Raw genomic sequence first — 18,626 nt, 5'->3', positions numbered from 1 at the left:
GAAGCTAAGCCTTACAGCGCCGATGGTACTGCAGGGGGGACCCTGTGGGAGAGTAGGACGCCGCCGAACAATTCTTCTAGAGAAGCCCCCGCCGGGTGAACCGGTCGGGGGCTTCTCTGTTGTAGGGTCAACATGCAATTGTCGTCACACGGGACAGGAGGCCCCCCGGGTGGAGGTCCAGGAGACGCGGGTCCAGACCGATCGCGTCCTCACCATCCCCAATATGCTGAGCATGGGCCGGCTGGTCGGTGTTCCGCTCTTCCTCTGGCTCATCCTGTGGCCGGTCTTCGACGGGCCCAACAATGACGGTTGGGCACTGCTGATCCTGATGTTGAGCGGGATCAGCGACTACCTGGACGGGAAGCTCGCCCGCCGGTGGGGGCAGATCAGCCGGGTGGGGCAGCTGCTCGATCCGCTGGCCGACCGGCTGTACGTGCTGTCCACGCTGGTCGGGTTGACGTGGCGTGGGATTCTGCCGTGGTGGCTCACCGCGATCCTGTTGGCCCGTGAGGCATTCATCGCCGGCCTGCTGCCGATTCTGGCCCGGCGCGGTTACGGACCGCTCCAGACGAGTTTTCTGGGGAAGGCCGCGACCTTCAATCTGATGTACGCGTTTCCGCTTCTGCTGCTCGGCAGTGTCGACAGCTGGATCGCCCGGCCGGCCGAGGTGGTGAGCTGGGCGTTCATCTGGTGGGGGACGACCTTGTACTGGTGGGCCGCGATTCTTTACGCGGTCCAGGCGCGGCAGATCGTCCGGGGGAGCACCGCGGGCCCGGCGTCCACAGTCTGAGACGTGATCTGAGAGAAGCCCCACGCCTCCTCGGTGCGTCGGACGATACCTTCCGGGTAGAGAACCTTCTGGAACGCTTTGATGGACCTGCCGGTCCACCACCGCGAAGGAGGACGCACCCGTAATGAAAGCCGTTGTAATGGCAGGGGGCGAGGGCACCCGACTCCGCCCGATGACCTCCAGCATGCCGAAGCCGCTGCTTCCGGTCGCCAATAGGCCGATCATGGAGCACGTGCTTCGGCTGCTGAAGCGGCACGGCCTCTCCGACACCGTCGTCACCGTGCAGTTCCTGGCGTCGCTGGTCAAGAACTATTTCGGTGACGGCGAAGAGCTGGGCATGCATCTGACCTATGCCCACGAGGAGACGCCACTGGGCACTGCGGGGAGTGTCAAGAACGCCGAGGACGCGCTCAAGGACGATTCCTTTCTGGTGATCTCCGGTGACGCGTTGACCGACTTCAATCTCTCGGAATTGATCGACTTTCACCGCAGTAAGAACGCTCTGGTCACCGTCTGTCTCACGAGGGTGCCGAATCCACTGGAGTTCGGCATCACGATCACGGACGAGGAGGGGAGGGTCGAGCGGTTCCTGGAGAAGCCGACCTGGGGGCAGGTCTTCTCCGACACGGTGAACACCGGTATCTATGTGATGGAACCCGAGGTCTTCGACTACGTCGCGGCGGGCGAGTCCGTCGACTGGTCGAGTGACGTCTTCCCCCAGCTCCTGAAGGAGGGCAAGCGGGTCTACGGGTACGTCGCCGAGGGCTACTGGGAGGACGTGGGCACCCACGAGAGCTACGGCAAGGCCCAGGCGGACGTCCTGGAGGGCAAGGTCGACGTCGAGCTCGACGGGTTCGAGATCTCCCCGGGGGTCTGGGTCGCCGAGGGCGCCGAGGTGGACCCGGAGGCGGTGCTGCGCGGGCCGCTGTACATCGGGGACTACGCCAAGGTCGAGGCCGGCGTGGAGATCCGCGAGCACACCGTGCTGGGCAGCAACGTGGTCGTCAAGCGCGGCGCGTTCCTGCACAGGGCGGTGGTGCACGACAACGTGTACGTCGGGCCGCAGAGCAACCTGCGGGGCTGCGTGGTCGGCAAGAACACCGACGTGATGCGGGCCGCGCGGATCGAGGACGGCGCGGTGATCGGGGACGAGTGCCTGGTCGGCGAGGAGTCGATCATCGGGGCGAACGTCCGGGTCTACCCGTTCAAGACCATCGAGGCCGGCGCCGTCGTCAACACCTCGGTGATCTGGGAGTCGCGCGGCCAGGAGCACCTGTTCGGGGTCCGCGGCGTCTCGGGCATCCTGAACGTCGAGATCACCCCGGAGCTGGCCGTCCGGCTGGCGGGGGCGTACGCGACGACGCTGAAGAAGGGTGCCACCGTCACCATCGCGCGTGACCACTCGCGTGGTGCGCGTGCGCTCAAACGGGCGATGATCTCGGCGCTCCAGACCTCCGCGATCGACGTCCGCGACCTCGAGAACGTGCCCATGCCGGTGGCCCGGCAGCACACGGCGCGGGGGAGCGCGGGCGGGATCTTCCTGCGGACCACACCGGGTGTGCCGGACTCGCTGGACATCCTCTTCTTCGACGAGCGCGGGGCGGACCTCTCGCAGGCCGGCCAGCGCAAGCTCGACCGCGTCTACGCGCGCCAGGAGTTCCGGCGGGCCTTCCCCGGTGAAATCGGGGACCTGACCTTCCCCTCCAGCGTCTTCGACTCCTACGCGGGAAACCTGCTGCGGACGGTGGACACGACCGGAGTGCGGGAGGCCGGGCTGAAGGTGGTCGTGGACACCGCGCACGGCAGCGCGGGCCTCGTCCTGCCGAGCATCCTGGGCCGACTCGGGGTCGAGGCGCTCACCGTCTCCAGCGGGCTGGACGAGGCGCGGCCGACCGAGGACGCGGAAACGCGGCGGGCCGGCCTGGCCAGGCTCGGTGAGCTGGTCGCCTCCTCGCGGGCGGCCTTCGGGGTGCGGTTCGACCCGGTGGGCGAGCGCGTCGCGTTCGTGGACGAGCTCGGGCGGGTGATCGACGACGACCGGGCCCTGCTGGTGCTGCTGGACCTGGTCGCCGCCGAGCGGCGCAGCGGGCAGGTGGCACTGCCGGTGACCACCACCCGGATCGCCGAGCAGGTCGCCGCGTACCACGGCACCCAGGTCATCTGGACCACGACGACGCCGGACGACCTCGCGAAGGCGGCCTCCGCCGAGGGCACGGTGTTCGGCGGGGACGGGCGCGGCGGCTTCGTGGTGCCCGAGTTCAGCGGGGTGCTGGACGGCGCCGCGGCGTTCGTCCGGCTGGTCGGCCTGGTGGCGCGGACCCAGCTCACGCTGAGCCAGATCGACGCCCGGATCCCGCAGGCGCACATCCGGCGCCGGGACATCGCGACGCCGTGGGCCGCCAAGGGCATGGTCATGCGCTCGGTGGTGGAGGCGGCCGGCAGCCGTCGGCTGGACACCACCGACGGCGTCCGGGTGGTCGAGGCGGACGGGCGCTGGACGCTGGTGCTCCCGGACCCGGCCGAGGCGGTCACCCACCTCTGGGCGGAGGGCCCTGATGACGAGGCCACCGAGGCGCTGCTGGACGAGTGGGCGGCCGTGGTCGACGGGGCGGGACGGTGACGGACCGGGACTGAGCACGATCAGGAGCTGAGCTCGGAACCGCCTCGGACGGCGGGGCGCGCGGTGTGACCCGCGCGCCCCTCTGTCCGTTTTCACATCATTCGGAATACTCCGTCACATTCCGTCATGTGTGCAGCGTGTGTGCAGCTCAGGGGCCGTGCACGGGCCCCCTCGACGACATGGGACGATGGTCTCCATGCCAGCGACGCCGACGCCGAGTGCCCCGAACGGACGGTACAACCGCCCGGACGCCTCGATGTCCTTGCTGACCAACGTGATGGACCACAGCCTGGACGAGGGCTACGCGGAGGCGGCCGCCGCGCGCGGCGGTGCCCGCGACAGCCGGATACCCAGAACCCTGCCGGGGCTGCTGACGCTCGGGGCGGGGCTGGCGCTGGTCGGCGCGGTGGTGACGGTGGGCGCGGTGAACGCGCACAAGGCCGAGCCCTCGCTGGCCAAGGAACGGGACGCGCTGATCCACCGGATCAACGACAGCAACACCTCGGCCGACCGGCTGCAGAAGCAGGTGCAGGAGCTGCGGCTCAAGGTCGACAGCACGCAGCAGCAGGCGCTCGCCTCGGGCGACGCCGATCCCGGCGGGGTGAGCGGGGCCGTGGGCCTGGGCCAGGTCACCGGGCCGGGCGTGAAGCTGGTCCTGGAGGACGCCGCGGGCACGGGCAGCGGCGGCAACGTCGACCCGAGGGCCGGGCAGGGCTTCTCCAACAGCGGCCGGCTGCGGGACCGCGACCTGCAGCTGGTGGTGAACGGCCTCTGGGGATCCGGGGCCGAGGCGATCGCGATCAACGGCCAGCGGCTGACCGCGCTGTCCGCGATCCGGGCCGCTGGCGAGGCGGTGCTGGTGGACAACCGGCCGCTGGTGCCGCCGTACAACATCCAGGCGATCGGGGATGGCTCGAAGCTCCTCACCGCCTTCGAGAAGGACATGGCCGGGCAGTACCTGCGGCTGCTCCAGGAGCAGTACGGCATCAAGTCGACGCTCTCCGTGCAGAAGAACCTGACGCTGCCGGCGGCGGTGGGGGTGACGCTGCGGACCGCGCAGCCGGTGACGCCCGAGGCCTCGCCCCCGGCGACCGCGGGCGCAACGGCGCCGGCCGGAGCCGGAACCCAGGAGAGCCCCGGTGCGTCCGTCTCACCGTCGGCCTCGCCTTCCGCTTCCGCCTCGTCGGCCCCGACCAGCGGTGCTTCCACCGCCAAGCGGCGTCCGCCGACCGGAACCACCAAGACCACGACAGGGACAGGAGCAGCCAGACCGTGATTGCCGTACTGGGTCTTGTGATCGGGGTGGTCGTCGGCCTCTTCGTCCAACCCGAGGTGCCGGACGCCGTCGTGCCCTACCTGCCGATCGCGGTGGTGGCGGCGCTGGACGCCGTGTTCGGCGGCGTCCGGGCGATGCTCGACGGGATCTTCAACGACAAGGTGTTCATCGTCTCGTTCCTGTCGAACGTGGTGGTCGCGGCACTGATCGTCTTCCTCGGTGACCAGCTGGGCGTCGGCTCGCAGCTCTCCACCGGCGTGGTCGTCGTCCTCGGCATCCGCATCTTCTCCAACGCGGCCGCGATCCGGCGCCATGTCTTCCGTGCCTGAGTCGGGCCGCGAGCCCGCGGCGGAGGACGGGCGGGAGGCAGCGGTGGCCGGGCCGGCCGCCGGGAAGCCGGGTGGAGAGCCGGACGGGGAAGCGGTCGAGAAGGCGGTTTCGAAGCCCGTCCGGGAGGTCGTGGACGCACCTCGGACGGACGGTGCGGCGGACGCGGACGAGGCTGCCGGGACGGCCGGGGAGACCGCCGAGGCCGTGGAGCCCGTCGTCGCCTCGGCGGAGAAGTCTGACGCTAAGGCTGAGCTTGAGGCCGATTCGGTGCCCGAGCCGACGCTGCGGCTCACGAAGGTCACCGAGCCGGCCCCCGGGGCCGAGGCGGAGACCGGGGCGAAGACCGGGGCGAAGCCGGAGTCCACGCCTGCCGCTGAGCCCGTGTCGGGCCCGGAGCCCGCACCAGAAGCGGGGTCCGAGCCGGAACCCGAGCCCGAGCCCGTCGCGGACCGGAGTGCCGGCCGGCGGCGCCTGAAGGCGGCGCTCTGGCCGCCGCGGCTGTCGCGCGGCCAGCTGGTGGTGGCGCTGCTGCTGTTCTCGCTCGGCCTGGGGCTGGCGATCCAGGTGCGGTCGACCAACGACCACCACAGTCAGCTCCGCGGGGCCCGCCAGGAGGACCTGGTGCGGATCCTCGATGAACTGGACAGCCGTCAGCAACGTCTTCAGCAGGAGAAGGCGGAGTTGGAGCAGTCCCTGGCGAAGTTGGAGAACAGCTCCAACCAGGCCAAGGAGGCCCAGGAGCAGACCAGGAAGAAGGCGACGGAGCTCGGCGTGCTCGCCGGCACCGTCAAAGCCACTGGTCCGGGCATCGTACTCACGGTCGATGATCCCCAAGGGCAGGTGAAGGCAGATATGCTGCTGGACACCCTGCAAGAACTTCGAGCGGCGGGGGCGGAGGCGATTCAGATCAACGATGTGCGCGTGGTGGTCAACACCTACTTCACCGACCTGTCGGCCGGTGGGGTGCAGATCGACGGGAAGAAGGTCTCGCAGCCCTACCGCTTCACGGTCGTGGGGAACCCGCAGGATCTGACACCCGCGCTGAACATCCCGGGAGGTGTCGTCCGCACGCTGGAGAGCCACCAGGCGCGGGCGACGATCGCCCAGCAGCAGAAGGTGGTCGTCGACGCCCTCGTGGACCCGAAGTCGCCGCAGTACGCCAAGCCGGCTTCGAAGTGACGGGGCGCCCGGCGAACGGCCCGTCAAGGGCGGGCGGCACCCGCTGCGGGGCGCCGCCGTCACATGGGCGAGACTGGTTCGCACCAGTACGCTCCGGAGCAACAACCGCAGTACCAACCGCCGGAGTACCACTCCAGCGGGCCCGAGCCGCAACGACCGGGCCCGCAGCATGTCCGAGGTTCTCACCCTGCCCCGCGGGCGGGTCTGTCACACGCAAGGGGATTCGCCCGTGAGTTTCTTCTCGAAGTTGTTCGGTCGTAACAAGGGCCGTGACGCCGCCGCCGTCGAGGCGCCCACCGCGCGTCACCGCCGACCGGAGGACGAGCCCGCAGTGCCGGGCATGCGCCCGGCCCCCGAGGCCGCGCCGTACGCAGGTCAGCAGCTGTACCGGGACGGCGGCGCCGCCCAGTACGCGGGGAATCAGGCGGGCTACGGCGCGTCGGTTGACCCCTCCGGCGAGCCGCGCATAGGTTTCCCGTCAGGACCCTCAACCTCTGGTGGAGGGTTTGCCCCGGATCCGTACGCCGGGCACAACCCGTCGGGTGTGCCGCGCCAGGAGGCTGTGAACATGGCTGGCCCCACTCCGTGCCCCAGGTGCGGCAACCGGAACCCGGCCGCGGCCCGGTTCTGTTCCAACTGCGGCACGGCGCTGCGCGGCGGCCTGCTTCCGGAGGGGGCGGCGGAGACCACGTCGACCATCTCCATCTCCGGCCTGGAGTCGTACGACCCCACCACCACGACCGGCACCGGCGCCACGCCGGCCCTGTCGGCCGAGGTGCTGTCGGCGATCGACGCGCTGCCGCCGGGCTCGGCCCTGCTGATCGTGCAGCGCGGTCCGAACTCCGGCAGCCGGTTCCTGCTGGACTCGGACGTCACCACGGCGGGTCGCCACCCGCAGGGTGACATCTTCCTCGACGACGTCACGGTCTCGCGCCGCCACGTGGAGTTCCGCCGCACCCCGGCCGGCTTCAGCGTCGCGGACGTGGGCAGCCTCAACGGCACCTACGTGAACCGGGAGCGGATCGACGAGGTGCCGCTGAACAACGGCGACGAGGTGCAGATCGGGAAGTACCGGCTGGTGTTCTTCGCCGGCCACAACCGGGGGTACTGAAAACGACGTCGGCAGGAGCCCGAGTGAATACGAATACCCCTTCCTCTTCTCTCGGGGCGGCCACCCCAACCCCGTCCGGTCCGCAGGCGGACCGCGGCGGACGCGGGGTGGTCGCGGGCCCGCGGCAGCCGGTCCGGGCTGAGCGGCCCGCCGGCCGCCGGCGCGGCGGTGACGAGCTGCTGAGCATCGGCGCGGTGCTGGCCTTCCTGCGCGACGACTTCCCCGAGGTCACCATCTCCAAGATCCGCTTCCTGGAGGCGGAGGGACTGGTCGAGCCGCAGCGCACGCCCTCGGGGTACCGCAAGTTCAGCCCGGCCGACGTCGAGCGGCTGGCCTACGTCCTGCGCATGCAGCGGGACCACTACCTGCCGCTGCGGGTGATCCGGGAGCACCTGGACGCCATCGAGCGCGGTGAGAACCCGCCCGCGCTGCCCTCCGCCGCCGACACCCGGCCCGGGCCGCTGGAGGAGGCGGACCGGGAGCTGGTGGCCGGCGGAGAGGTGCCCTCCGGCGTCCGGCTGGGGCGCGCCGAACTGCTCGCGGCGGCCGAGGCCGGGGAGCCGGAGCTGGCCGAGTGGGAGTCCTACGGACTGGTCGCCCCGGGACCGGACGGCGGCTACGACGGCGAGGCGCTCCAGGTGGCCCGGCTGGTCGCGGAGCTCGGCCGGTACGGGCTGGAGCCCCGGCACCTGCGCGCCATGAAGGCCGCGGCGGACCGCGAGATCGCGCTGGTGGAACAGGTGGTGGCGCCGTTGCGCCGGCACCGGAACCCGCAGACCAGGGCGCACGCGGAGGCCACCGCTCGGGAGCTCGCGACGCTGTCCGTACGGCTGCACGCGGCCATGGTCCAGGCCGGGATGCGGACGCGCGGATAGCGCGTGCCGCCCGCGGCGCGCCCTGGCCGCACCGCGCTGACCAGCGGCGTCGGCCCTGCGCTTTCATATCCGGGAGCGGAGCCATAGGGTTGCCTGTGTGAATGAGCTCGACGTCGTGGGTGTCCGAGTGGAGATGCCTTCCAACCAGCCGATCGTGCTGCTGCGGGAGGTCGGGGGAGATCGCTATCTGCCGATCTGGATCGGCCCCGGCGAGGCGACCGCGATCGCCTTCGCCCAGCAGGGCATGACGCCGGTGCGGCCGCTGACGCACGACCTCTTCAAGGACGTCCTGGAGGCGCTCGGCCAGCAGCTCACCGAGGTCCGGATCACCGACCTGCGGGAGGGCGTGTTCTACGCCGAGCTGGTGTTCGCCGGCGGGGTCGAGGTGAGCGCGCGGCCGTCCGACGCCATAGCGCTGGCGCTGCGCACCGGCACGCCGATCTACGGGAGCGAGGAGGTGCTCGCCGAGGCGGGCATCGCGATCCCGGACGAGCAGGAGGACGAGGTCGAGAAGTTCCGCGAGTTCCTCGACCAGGTGTCGCCCGAGGACTTCGGCGGCAGCGGCCCGCAGTAGCGGGGCCCGACCGTGCGGCCTTTCGGCCCATCGTTTTGCCAAAATCCGTCCATCTACCCACACTAGGGGCACGAAAAACCACTCTCCTGAGTGATGTGGTTTGTCTGGCCCGGCGTGGCGATCGTTGACGGGTCATAGGGGACTGCCTACCGTCAGGAGTGGCTGTCCGGGTGGCCGATGCCCGCAGTCGGGTTGCCCGCAGCACAAGTGGACGGAGGCAGGCATGAGCAGCACCGGCGATGACGCGGCCGTGGGAGGCCGGTGCGCCGTGCACATGCCGCGCACCGCTCGCACCGTCACGGATTTCCCCCGGGTCGGCAGGTTCCCGGCCGTACAGGCGGGCCAACCGGCCATCGAACGGCTGGCCCCGACGTCCGACCTGCTCGGCTTCCGGGGCCCGACGGCCTGTGCGGCGGCCGGCATCACCTACCGTCAGCTGGACTACTGGGCCCGCACCGGACTGCTGGAGCCCAGCGTCCGCACCGCGTACCCGTCGACCAGCCAGCGGCTCTACAGCTTCCGCGACATCCTGCTGCTGAAGATCGTGAAGCGGCTGCTCGACGCGGGTGTCTCGCTGCAGAACATCCGGGTGGCGGTCGCCCACCTCCAGGCCGCCGACCAGGCCGACCTGGCGGGGATGACGCTGATGTGCGACGGCGCGACGGTGTACGAGTGCACGACGCCGCAGCAGGTGGTGGACCTGCTGAAGGGCGGTCAGGGGGTCTTCGGCATCGCGGTCGGAGCGGTCTGGCAGGAGCTGGAGCTCACCCTCGGGCGGCTGCACGCCGAGCGCACCGACACCGGCGAGACGATGGTCGGGCACGACCCGGCCGACGAGCTGGCCCAGCGGCGCAACCGGGCGGTCTGAGCAGGCGTTCGACGGGGCCGCGGGCCCGGACGGGGAACCGTTCGGACCCGCGGCCCCGTCGTGTTCCCCGGTTGACGTGATCGAGGGAGGGCACGTGGGAGTCGGTACCGGTATATCGGGGCTGCTGCGGCGCAGGGCCGGACTGCTGGGGGCCCGGCTGCGGCAGCGGCGGACGCAGCGCAGGGTGTTCCAGGTCGGAACGGTGCTCTGCTCGCTGGCGCTGGCGCCGAGCGCCTGGGTGTGGTTCGCCGCGGGGGACCGGGTGGGCACCGTGGAGAGCGCGCCCGCCGCGCCGGTCGCGGTGGTCTTCGGGGCCGGCCTGTACCAGGGCAAGCCCTCCCCGTACCTGGAGCACCGGCTGGTCGCGGCGGTGGACCTGTACCGGGAGGGGAAGGTGCAGGCGATCCTGGTGACCGGGGACAACGGGCGGGTCGAGTACTCCGAGCCCGACGCGATGTACGACTACCTGACCCGGAACGGCGTTCCCGAGGACCGGGTGGTGCGGGACTACGCGGGCTTCGACACCTGGGACTCCTGCACCCGGGCGCGCCGGATCTTCGGGGTGGACCACGCGGTGCTGGTCAGCCAGGACTTCCACGTCCGCCGGGCGCTGGCGCTGTGCGAGGCGGCGGGCATCCGCTCGTACGCGGTCGGGGTGCCGGAACTGCACGACGCGACCTGGCTGTACGGCGGGCTGCGGGAGGTCGCCGGGGCGGGCAAGGCGGCGGCCAACGCCTGGCTGCGGCCGGACCCGGTGTTCCTCGGGCCCCGGGAGGACGGCATTCCGAAGGCGCTGGCGGAGGCCGCGAAGCAGTAGCGACGGGGGCCGGGAGCGGGGCCTCCGGCCCGGTTCGTACGCACTGTCGGACCCGTACGCGATGATCGGCGGGTGCGATCTCTGCCGAGCATCATCCACCTCGACATGGACGCCTTCTTCGCGGCGGTGGAGCAGGCGGCCAAGCCCAGCCTGCGCGGCAAGCCGGTGGTCGTCGGCGGGCTCGGCGGACGCGGGGTGGTCTCCACGGCCTCGTACGAGGCGCGCAGGTTCGGGGTGCACTCGGCGATGCCGATGGCGCAGGCGCGCCGGCTCTGCCCCAACGCGGCCTTCCTGGCGGGGCGGTTCGAGGCCTACCGGCAGAACAGCGAGATCGTGATGGGGCTGCTGCGGCAGCTGTCCCCGCTGGTGCAGCCGCTCAGCCTGGACGAGGCCTTCGTGGACCTGGAGGCAGGCCCGTACGGACCGGCACTGCTGGAGGCGGACCACGAGACCGGCGAACGGCTGGTCCTCGCGCTCGCGGAGGACCTGCGGGCGGACATCCAGCGGTTGACCGGGCTGACCGGCTCGGTCGGGGCGGCCGGGTCCAAGCTGATGGCCAAGATCGCCTCCGAGCAGGCCAAGCCGGACGGACTGGTCATGATCGAGCCCGGGCAGGAGCGGGCCGTGCTCGGCCCGATGCCGGTGCGGGCGCTGCCCGGGATCGGGCCGGCCACCGAACAGGTGCTGCGCCGGGCCGGGCTGAGCACGGTGGCCGACCTCGCGGAGGCGGGGGAGGCGGAGCTGGTGCAGCTGGTCGGGCGGGCGCACGGCGCCGGGATCTTCCAGATGTCCATAGGGCTGGACGAGCGGCCGGTGATCGCCGACCAGGACGCCAAGTCCGTGTCGGTGGAGGACACCTACGAGGTGGACCTGGCCGACCGGGAACGGGTTCTGCGCGAGGTGGAGGCCCTGGCCGGCCGGTGCGTACGGCGGCTGCGGGCGGCCGGGCGCTCGGGGCGGACGGTGGTGCTCAAGGTCCGGCGGTTCGACTTCTCGACGCTGACCCGCTCGGAGACGCTCGGCGGGCCCACCGACGACGAGGCGGTGATCACCGCGACCGCGCGCCGGCTGGCCGAGCAGGTGGAGATCACCGGCGGGGTCCGGCTGCTCGGCGTGGGCGTCGCCCAACTCGCCGACTACACCCAGGAGGACCTGTTCGCCCAGGCGCTGCGGGAGGAGGCCGCGGAGCACGCTGAGGCGGCGGCCGAGGCCGAGGAGCCCGAGGCGGAGCCGGAGGCCGTCGTGGTGCGGCGGTGGGTGCCCGGACAGGACGTCCGGCACGAGGAGTTCGGTCCGGGCTGGGTGCAGGGCAGCGGCGTCGGGAGGGTCACCGTACGGTTCGAGACGCCGTGGGACGGGCCGGGGCGGGTACGGACCTTCGCGGTGGACGACCCGGCGCTCGAACCGTCCCGGCCGCTGCCGCTGCGCCGGGACGCGGGTGCGGACGAGGGGCCGGACGGTGCGTCGGAGGGGAACGGCGGGCCGGGGGAAGGAGCCTGAAACGCGAAGCGGCCCCACCCGGTGGGGGAGTACCGGGTGGGGCCGATCACCGTGCCGGACCCCGTGCGTTCGTGATGCCCTCACGATGTACGGGGACCGGGCCCCGCGCCCTGTCCCTGAGCGCGGGGGCCGGACGCCTCGTCAGGCGTCGGTCTTGACCAGCTCGGGGCTGGAGTCCTGCTGGGCCGAGCCGCCGACGACCGTCGCGGTGGCGGCCGACTTGGTGCCGCGGATCAGGAACGGGACGACGCCGGCGACGACGCAGACCACGGCCGCGGTCCAGAACGCGTGCTTGTAGGCGTCCAGGGTGGGCAGCGACAGCGGGATCTGCGGCGGCAGCTTCATGGTGTCGCCGGTCAGGATGGCGGCCATGACGGCGGTGCCGATCGCGCCACCGACCGTGCGCAGCACGGAGTTCATGCCGTTGGCGATACCGCTCTGCTCGACCGGGACGGCGCCGTTGATGTAGGCCGGCATCGCGGCGAAGGCGAGGCCGACGCCGAGACCGAAGATCGCCGAGGCGGTGTAGATGTCGCCCTCGTGCCCGTGGCGCACGGCCAGGTAGGCCATCGCGATGGCGCCGAGGACGCCACCGAGGACCAGCGGCAGGCGCGGGCCGCGACGGGCGATCAGCAGGGCGCCGACCGGGGCGGCGACCATCGAGCCGATCGCGGACGGCAGCAGCAGGAGGCCGGCGTGCAGCACGCTGGCGGTGAAGCCGTAGTGGGTCAGCTTCTCCGGGGTCTGGGCGAAGTTGCTGATGACCATGAAGGAGCCGTACATGCCGAAGCCGATGAGCAGGCCGGCCACGTTGGTGAAGGCAACGGCCGGACGGGCCATCATCTTCATGTCCACCAGCGGGTGCGCGACCTTGGTCTCGATGATCCCCCAGATCAGGGCGACCACGGCGGCGACGGCGAACAGGCCGAGCGTCTTGTTGGAGGTCCAGCCCCAGTGGTTGCCCTGGCTGACCGCGACCAGCAGCGCGGAGAGCCAGCCGGCCAGGGTGAGGGCACCCAGCGGGTCGGCGCCGCCCTCCTTGTCGGTCACCGGGTCGGTCGGGACGCGGAAGGCGACCAGGGCGATCGCGATCAGGCCGAAGACCAGGCCCATCCAGAAGATCGACTTGTAGTTCCAGTGCTCCAGCAGGAGACCGGTCGCGACCAGGCCGAGGCCGGAGCCGACGCCCATCGAGGCGCTGATGGCGGCGACGCCGCCGGTCACCTTCTGCTTGGGCAGCTCGTCACGGACGATGCTGATCGCCAGCGGCAGGACGCCACCGCCGGCGCCCTGGAGGACACGGGCGACGACCAGCCAGGTGAAGGAGTGGGTGCTGACCGCCAGCGCCGAACCGGCGACCAGGCCGGCCAGCGAGATCAGCAGCATCGGCTTGCGGCCCCGGAGGTCGCCGAAGCGGCCCAGGAGGGGAGTCAGCACGGCTGCGGAGAGCAGGTTGGCGGTCATCAGCCAGGTGACGCTGGACGCGGAGACGTGCAGTTCCTTGGCCAGCGAGGGCAGGATCGGGACGACCGCGGTCTGCACCACGCTGAACGACAGCATCGCCAGGATGAGGGCCGGCAGGACCCGGGCGCTGCTCTGCTTCTCGGCCGCGGTGGTGGGCTGTGGTGCCTCACTCACGGTTGCTTCCTCCCGTACATAGTGAATGAACTGAAGTAACCATGCAGGGAGATACTTCAGAGTGTCAAATATCGAGTGGTTAAGTTTTGGCAAAGGTGAACGGTCGGGTACGTGACAAGGGCTGTGGCGGGGGTGGGCGCAGGGAGGGGCGCCTGCGGCGGGCGGGTGGGGGTGTGGCGAGGGGCGCTTTGGCAGGGGTGAACGGTCGGGTACGTGACAAGGGCTGTGGTGGGGGTGGCGGGTGTGGGGAGGGTGCCTGCGGTGGGTGTGCGAGAGGGGCCCCGGACGGTGTCCGGGGCCCCTCTTCGCGGGTGGTGTCAGACGAGCGGGCGCAGTGCGGCCGGGCGGGGTGAGTCGGCGGCGGGGGGTGAGGCGGGGGGCGGGGTCGAGCCGGCCGGGGAGGTGTTCTGGGTGGCGGTGGTGTCGTGGACCTCGACGTGCTCGCGGCGGAGCTCCTCCCGGACCACCTCCTCCGTCGTGTAGCGCTCGACGACCAGGCGGACCCGCTCGACGGGCGCGAGGTACTTGCGGACCACCGCGCGCTCCTCGCGGAGGGTGACCTCCTCGACGGCCTCGGCGATGTCCTTCTCGCTGAGCGTGGCGCGCTCGGCGTCGCTGACCGGCATCCGCTCGACCCGGACGCGCTCGTGGACCACGGGGATGCGGCGTTCGACCTGTTCGGTCGTCACGTACTTGCGCAGCTTCGCGGTGCCGAGGGTGTGCCACTCGGTGGTGACCTCCAGCCGCTCCTCGCGGCAGTTGATCTCGACCGGGCCGCTGGGGGCGGACGGGGCGCCGTCGGCGTGCGCGGCGCCGACGGTCGCCGCCGGGGCGGGCGTAGACGCGGGCGCGGGGGCGGGCTGCGACTGCGGCCTCGGCTCCACGGTGGGTGCGACGGGGGCGGCCGCCGGGGCGGCGGTGGTGGCCTCGGGGGTGCTGAGCATCCGCATGTCGGCCTCCGGGGCGGTTCCGGTGCTGTCGGTGACCGCGGCGGTGACGGCGGCGGTGGGCGGGGCGGTGGCGACGGGGGCTCTGGCCGGGGCGGGCTCGGGAACGGGCTCGGGGGAGCGCTCGGGGGTGTGGAACGTGAGCGACTTCGCCGGGGCCGCCGCGGTCGTCGTGGCGGCGGCGGCCGCCGCCGTGGTGCCGAAGTCGAGGTCGGCCTGCTTGGGCCGGCTCCCGTTCTCGTGGCTCGGGCGGCCGTCCATCGGGGTGTCGAGCCCGTAGTAGCGGTACAGCTGGAGCTCCTGGGCGGGGGACAGGTGCTGGCCGACGCCGAAGTCCGGCGACTCCTTCACCAGCGACTTGTCGTACGGCACCCGGAGCTCGTCGCCGGCGAACTCGCTCGTGGTCAGCGGGACGAAGGCGTCCCGGCCGAAGATGCCGGTCCGGACCGCGGCCCACTCGGGCCGGCCGGTGGCGTCGTCCAGGTAGACCTCGTCGACCGTGCCGATCTTGTCTCCGTTGCGGTCGACGGCCTTGTGACCGATGAGGTCCCGGGGGTCGATGTCGGTCTGCACTCTTTCCTCCCGTGCGCTGAGCTTGCGGAACTCCCGCAGGAAGGCGGCCGGAGCACCCGTTCCGTCCGCCACTTCACACCAAAAGCCATGAATCGGACGGACGCGAGCGGGGTGCGCCGGACGGGCTGCGCGCTGGACCGTCCGGGGGACGCGCGTAGACCCCGAACGACCTGACGCACCCGTGATCGGGGGGCCTCCCGCTGGTACCCTGGGCGACGACCGCAGAGCCCGCTCGGGAGAGTCTCCGACTGCGAAAGCCGCTGGTCGGAGCGCCGAAGGAGCAACTCCTCCCCGGAATCTCTCAGGCATCCGTACCGTGTGGGGTAGGTCACTCTGGAAAGCAGGGCAGGAGCGTCGGCGCGGAAGCCGGCGATCACCACCCTCACCGACGGTGCAAGCCGACGGAGCGCCCACAGCGCCCCGTGCGGGTGAAGCTCTCAGGTCCCGATGACAGAGGGGGAGGCCTGTCGGGTCCGCCCGCCCAGGTTCGTCCGCTGTCCGCAGCGGCGAGGCCGGCCGGCGTGCGTACCCCCGCCGGTCCGTGACCAGGAGGCCTCGACCACCATGAACGCCCAGCCGAACGCGGGACGCCCCACCGGCGCCTCGACCCTCACCGAGCTTGAGCTGGCCAGCCCCTTCGAGAACCGCCACATCGGCCCCGACGCCGCCGCGCAGGAGAAGATGCTGGCGTCCGTCGGCTACGGCTCGCTGGACGAGCTCGCCGCCACCGCGGTGCCCGAGGCGATCCGCTCCATCACCGCCCTGGACCTGCCCGCGGGCCGGACCGAGGCCCAGGTCCTCGCCGAGCTGCGCGAGCTGGCCGGCCGCAACCAGGTGCTCCAGCCGATGATCGGCCTGGGCTACTACGGCACCTTCACCCCGCCGGTGATCCTGCGCAACGTCATGGAGAACCCGGCCTGGTACACCGCCTACACCCCGTACCAGCCGGAGATCTCGCAGGGCCGCCTGGAGGCGCTGCTCAACTTCCAGACCCTGGTCTCCGACCTGACCGGCCTGCCGACCTCCGGCTCCTCGCTGCTGGACGAGGGCACCGCGGCCGCCGAGGCGATGGCGCTGGCCCGCCGCGTCACCAAGGTCAAGGGCGGCGTCTTCCTGGTCGACGCCGAGACCCTGCCGCAGACCGTCGCGGTGATCAACACCCGTGCCGTGCCGACCGGTGTCGAGGTCGTCGTCGCCGACCTGTCCGAGGGCATCCCGGCCGAGATCGTCGAGCGCGGCGTCTTCGGCGTGCTGCTCCAGTACCCGGGCGCCACCGGTGTGGTCCGCGACCTCACCGCGGTGATCGAGCAGGCGCACGGCCTGGGCGCGATCGTCGCCGTCGCCGCCGACCTGCTCGCGCTGACCCTGCTCAAGTCCCCGGGTTCGCTGGGCGCCGACATCGCCTGCGGCACCTCGCAGCGCTTCGGCGTGCCGATGGGCTTCGGCGGTCCGCACGCCGGCTACCTGTCGGTGCGCGCCGAGTTCGCCCGCTCGCTGCCCGGCCGCCTGGTCGGCGTCTCCGTCGACGTCGACGGCAACCGCGCCTACCGCCTGGCGCTGCAGACCCGCGAGCAGCACATCCGCCGCGAGAAGGCCACCAGCAACATCTGCACCGCCCAGGTGCTGCTCGCCGTGATGGCCTCGATGTACGCCGTCTACCACGGCCCCGACGGCCTGGCCGACATCGCCCGCCGCACCCACCGCTACGCCGCCGCCCTCGCCGAGGGCCTGCGGGCCGGCGGCGTCGAGCTGCTGCACGGCGAGTTCTTCGACACCGTCACCGCCGTCGTCCCGGGCCGCGCCGCCGAGATCGCCGCCGCCGCCCGCGCCAACGGCATCAACGTCCACCAGGACGGCGCGGACCGGATCTCCGTCTCCACCGACGAGACCACCACCCGCGAGCACCTGGCCGGCGTCTGGGCCGCGTTCGGCGTCCCCGCCGTCGAGGTCGCCGAGGCCGCCGACGCGCTGCCCGCCGCGCTGCTGCGCGAGGACGAGTACCTGACCCACCCGGTCTTCCACAGCCACCGCTCGGAGACCGCCATGCTGCGCTACCTGCGCCGCCTGTCGGACCGGGACTACGCGCTGGACCGCGGCATGATCCCGCTGGGCTCCTGCACCATGAAGCTCAACGCGACCACCGAGATGGAGGCGGTGACCTGGCCGGAGTTCGGCCAGCTGCACCCCTTCGCGCCGATCGACCAGGCCCAGGGCTTCCTGACCCTGATCCGCCAGCTGGAGCAGCAGCTGGTCGAGGTGACCGGCTACGACGCCGTGTCGATCCAGCCGAACGCGGGCTCGCAGGGCGAGCTGGCCGGTCTGCTGGCCGTGCGCGCCTACCACCACGCCAACGGCGACACCCAGCGCGACGTCTGCCTGATCCCGTCCTCGGCGCACGGCACCAACGCGGCCTCCGCGGTGATGGCCGGCATGCGCGTGGTCGTGGTGAAGACCCTGGTCGACGGCGACGTGGACGTCGAGGACCTGAAGGCGAAGATCGAGCAGCACCGCGACAACCTCGCCGTGCTGATGGTCACCTACCCGTCCACCCACGGCGTGTACGAGACCCAGATCACCGACATCTGCGCCCTGGTGCACGAGGCCGGCGGCCAGGTGTACGTGGACGGCGCCAACCTGAACGCCCTGGTCGGCCTGGCCAAGCCGGGCAAGTTCGGCGCGGACGTCTCGCACCTGAACCTGCACAAGACCTTCTGCATCCCGCACGGCGGTGGCGGCCCGGGCGTCGGCCCGGTCGCGGTGCGCGCCCACCTGGCGCCGTACCTGCCGAACCACCCGCTGCAGCCGGAGGCCGGCCCGGCCACCGGCGTGGGCCCGATCTCGGCCGCGCCGTGGGGCTCGGCGGCCATCCTGCCGATCTCCTGGGCGTACGTCCGGCTGATGGGCGGCGAGGGCCTCAAGCACGCGACCCAGGTCGCGGTGCTGAACGCCAACTACATCGCCAAGCGCTTGGCGCCGCACTTCCCGGTGCTCTACACCGGCCCGGGCGGGCTGGTCGCGCACGAGTGCATCATCGACCTGCGCCCGCTGACCAAGGAGACGGGCGTGACGGTGGACGACATCGCCAAGCGCCTGATCGACTACGGCTTCCACGCGCCGACGATGTCCTTCCCGGTGGCCGGCACGCTGATGATCGAGCCGACCGAGTCCGAGGACCTGCACGAGATCGACCGCTTCTGCGACGCGATGATCACCATCCGGGCCGAGGTCGACAAGGTCGGCTCGGGCGAGTGGGCGGCCGACGACAACCCGCTGCGCAACGCCCCGCACACCGCCGCCACGCTGGCCGGCGACTGGGCGCACGGCTACTCGCGGCAGGAGGCGGTCTTCCCGGCGGGCGTGAACCCGGCGGACAAGTACTGGCCGCCGGTGAGCCGGATCGACGGCGCGTACGGCGACCGCAACCTGGTCTGCTCCTGCCCGCCGCTGGACGAGTACGGCGTCTGACCCGACCGGGCCCAGGTGGTCCGGGTCGGACGGCAGGGCCCCGGCGGAGTTCTCCGCCGGGGC

General features: G+C 71.8%; 14 protein-coding genes and 1 riboswitch. Of the genes, 12 read left to right on the top strand and 2 right to left on the bottom strand.

Annotation, left to right across the window (positions count from 1 at the left end):
- Positions 1-169 precede the first annotated feature (169 nt).
- From ACLWS4_RS17750 to ACLWS4_RS17700, 11 genes are all read left to right on the top strand, one after another.
- Positions 170-790, top strand: a complete 621-nt coding sequence (locus ACLWS4_RS17750; protein WP_049653270.1) for a CDP-alcohol phosphatidyltransferase family protein — start codon at positions 170-172, stop codon at positions 788-790.
- Positions 791-914: 124 nt separating this feature from the next.
- The gene (locus ACLWS4_RS17745; RefSeq protein ID WP_049653268.1) at positions 915-3,410 is read left to right on the top strand and encodes a mannose-1-phosphate guanyltransferase; all 2,496 of its coding nucleotides are present in this window, start codon (positions 915-917) and stop codon (positions 3,408-3,410) included.
- 196 nt (positions 3,411-3,606) lie between these two features.
- Positions 3,607-4,686, top strand: a complete 1,080-nt coding sequence (locus ACLWS4_RS17740) for a DUF881 domain-containing protein (RefSeq protein ID WP_416874552.1) — start codon at positions 3,607-3,609, stop codon at positions 4,684-4,686.
- Entirely contained in the window at positions 4,683-5,015 is a 333-nt protein-coding gene (locus ACLWS4_RS17735) for a small basic family protein (protein ID WP_030062488.1), read from the top strand. Before ACLWS4_RS17740 ends, ACLWS4_RS17735 begins: the two co-directional genes overlap by 4 nt.
- A gap of 283 nt (positions 5,016-5,298) precedes the next feature.
- A complete protein-coding gene (locus ACLWS4_RS17730) occupies positions 5,299-6,195 on the top strand; it encodes a DUF881 domain-containing protein (RefSeq protein ID WP_416874556.1) in 897 nt (298 codons plus the stop codon).
- 568 nt (positions 6,196-6,763) lie between these two features.
- A complete protein-coding gene (locus ACLWS4_RS17725; RefSeq protein ID WP_049653265.1) occupies positions 6,764-7,306 on the top strand; it encodes an FHA domain-containing protein in 543 nt (180 codons plus the stop codon).
- Positions 7,307-7,485: 179 nt separating this feature from the next.
- The gene (locus ACLWS4_RS17720) at positions 7,486-8,181 is read left to right on the top strand and encodes a MerR family transcriptional regulator (protein WP_198959445.1); all 696 of its coding nucleotides are present in this window, start codon (positions 7,486-7,488) and stop codon (positions 8,179-8,181) included.
- Between the two features lie 97 nt (positions 8,182-8,278).
- On the top strand, positions 8,279-8,755 hold the full coding sequence (locus ACLWS4_RS17715; RefSeq protein WP_030303568.1) for a bifunctional nuclease family protein: 477 nt from the start codon (positions 8,279-8,281) through the stop codon (positions 8,753-8,755).
- A gap of 223 nt (positions 8,756-8,978) precedes the next feature.
- The gene (locus ACLWS4_RS17710; RefSeq protein ID WP_049653260.1) at positions 8,979-9,623 is read left to right on the top strand and encodes a MerR family transcriptional regulator; all 645 of its coding nucleotides are present in this window, start codon (positions 8,979-8,981) and stop codon (positions 9,621-9,623) included.
- A 94-nt stretch (positions 9,624-9,717) separates the two neighbouring features.
- Positions 9,718-10,440: a SanA/YdcF family protein gene (locus tag ACLWS4_RS17705; RefSeq protein ID WP_388046396.1), complete on the top strand. Its 723-nt coding sequence runs from the start codon at positions 9,718-9,720 to the stop codon at positions 10,438-10,440.
- A gap of 72 nt (positions 10,441-10,512) precedes the next feature.
- Positions 10,513-11,940 carry a DNA polymerase IV gene (locus ACLWS4_RS17700; RefSeq protein ID WP_416874551.1) on the top strand — a complete coding sequence of 476 codons (1,428 nt, stop codon included), beginning with the start codon at positions 10,513-10,515 and terminating at the stop codon, positions 11,938-11,940.
- 141 nt (positions 11,941-12,081) lie between these two features.
- Here the strand turns inward: ACLWS4_RS17700 and ACLWS4_RS17695 are convergent, their stop codons facing one another.
- A complete protein-coding gene (locus tag ACLWS4_RS17695) occupies positions 12,082-13,578 on the bottom strand; it encodes an MFS transporter (RefSeq protein ID WP_063780197.1) in 1,497 nt (498 codons plus the stop codon).
- 317 nt (positions 13,579-13,895) lie between these two features.
- Positions 13,896-15,170, bottom strand: coding sequence for a PRC and DUF2382 domain-containing protein (locus ACLWS4_RS17690; protein WP_416874550.1), 1,275 nt, complete (start codon positions 15,168-15,170; stop codon positions 13,896-13,898).
- A gap of 151 nt (positions 15,171-15,321) precedes the next feature.
- Positions 15,322-15,425: riboswitch (glycine riboswitch) on the top strand.
- 237 nt (positions 15,426-15,662) lie between these two features.
- Between ACLWS4_RS17690 and gcvP the strand changes: the two genes are divergently transcribed.
- Positions 15,663-18,563 (top strand): aminomethyl-transferring glycine dehydrogenase, encoded by a 2,901-nt coding sequence (gene gcvP, locus ACLWS4_RS17685; protein WP_074004467.1) that lies wholly within the window; start codon positions 15,663-15,665, stop codon positions 18,561-18,563.
- Positions 18,564-18,626: the final 63 nt, after the last annotated feature.

The sequence above is a fragment of the Kitasatospora sp. SC0581 genome (genome assembly GCF_048159585.1).
Classification (GTDB): Bacteria; Actinomycetota; Actinomycetes; order Streptomycetales; family Streptomycetaceae; genus Kitasatospora.
This window is presented reverse-complemented; position numbering and strand designations above follow the sequence as displayed.

What these genes read in the sequence shown, in the direction of transcription:
- ACLWS4_RS17710 (WP_049653260.1), top strand. Translation starts at nt 8,979, where the DNA reads ATGAGCAGCACCGGCGATGACGCGGCCGTGGGAGGCCGGTGCGCCGTG.
- gcvP (WP_074004467.1), top strand. Translation starts at nt 15,663, where the DNA reads ATGAACGCCCAGCCGAACGCGGGACGCCCCACCGGCGCCTCGACCCTC.
- ACLWS4_RS17740 (WP_416874552.1), top strand. Translation starts at nt 3,607, where the DNA reads ATGCCAGCGACGCCGACGCCGAGTGCCCCGAACGGACGGTACAACCGC.
- ACLWS4_RS17725 (WP_049653265.1), top strand. Translation starts at nt 6,764, where the DNA reads ATGGCTGGCCCCACTCCGTGCCCCAGGTGCGGCAACCGGAACCCGGCC.
- ACLWS4_RS17745 (WP_049653268.1), top strand. Translation starts at nt 915, where the DNA reads ATGAAAGCCGTTGTAATGGCAGGGGGCGAGGGCACCCGACTCCGCCCG.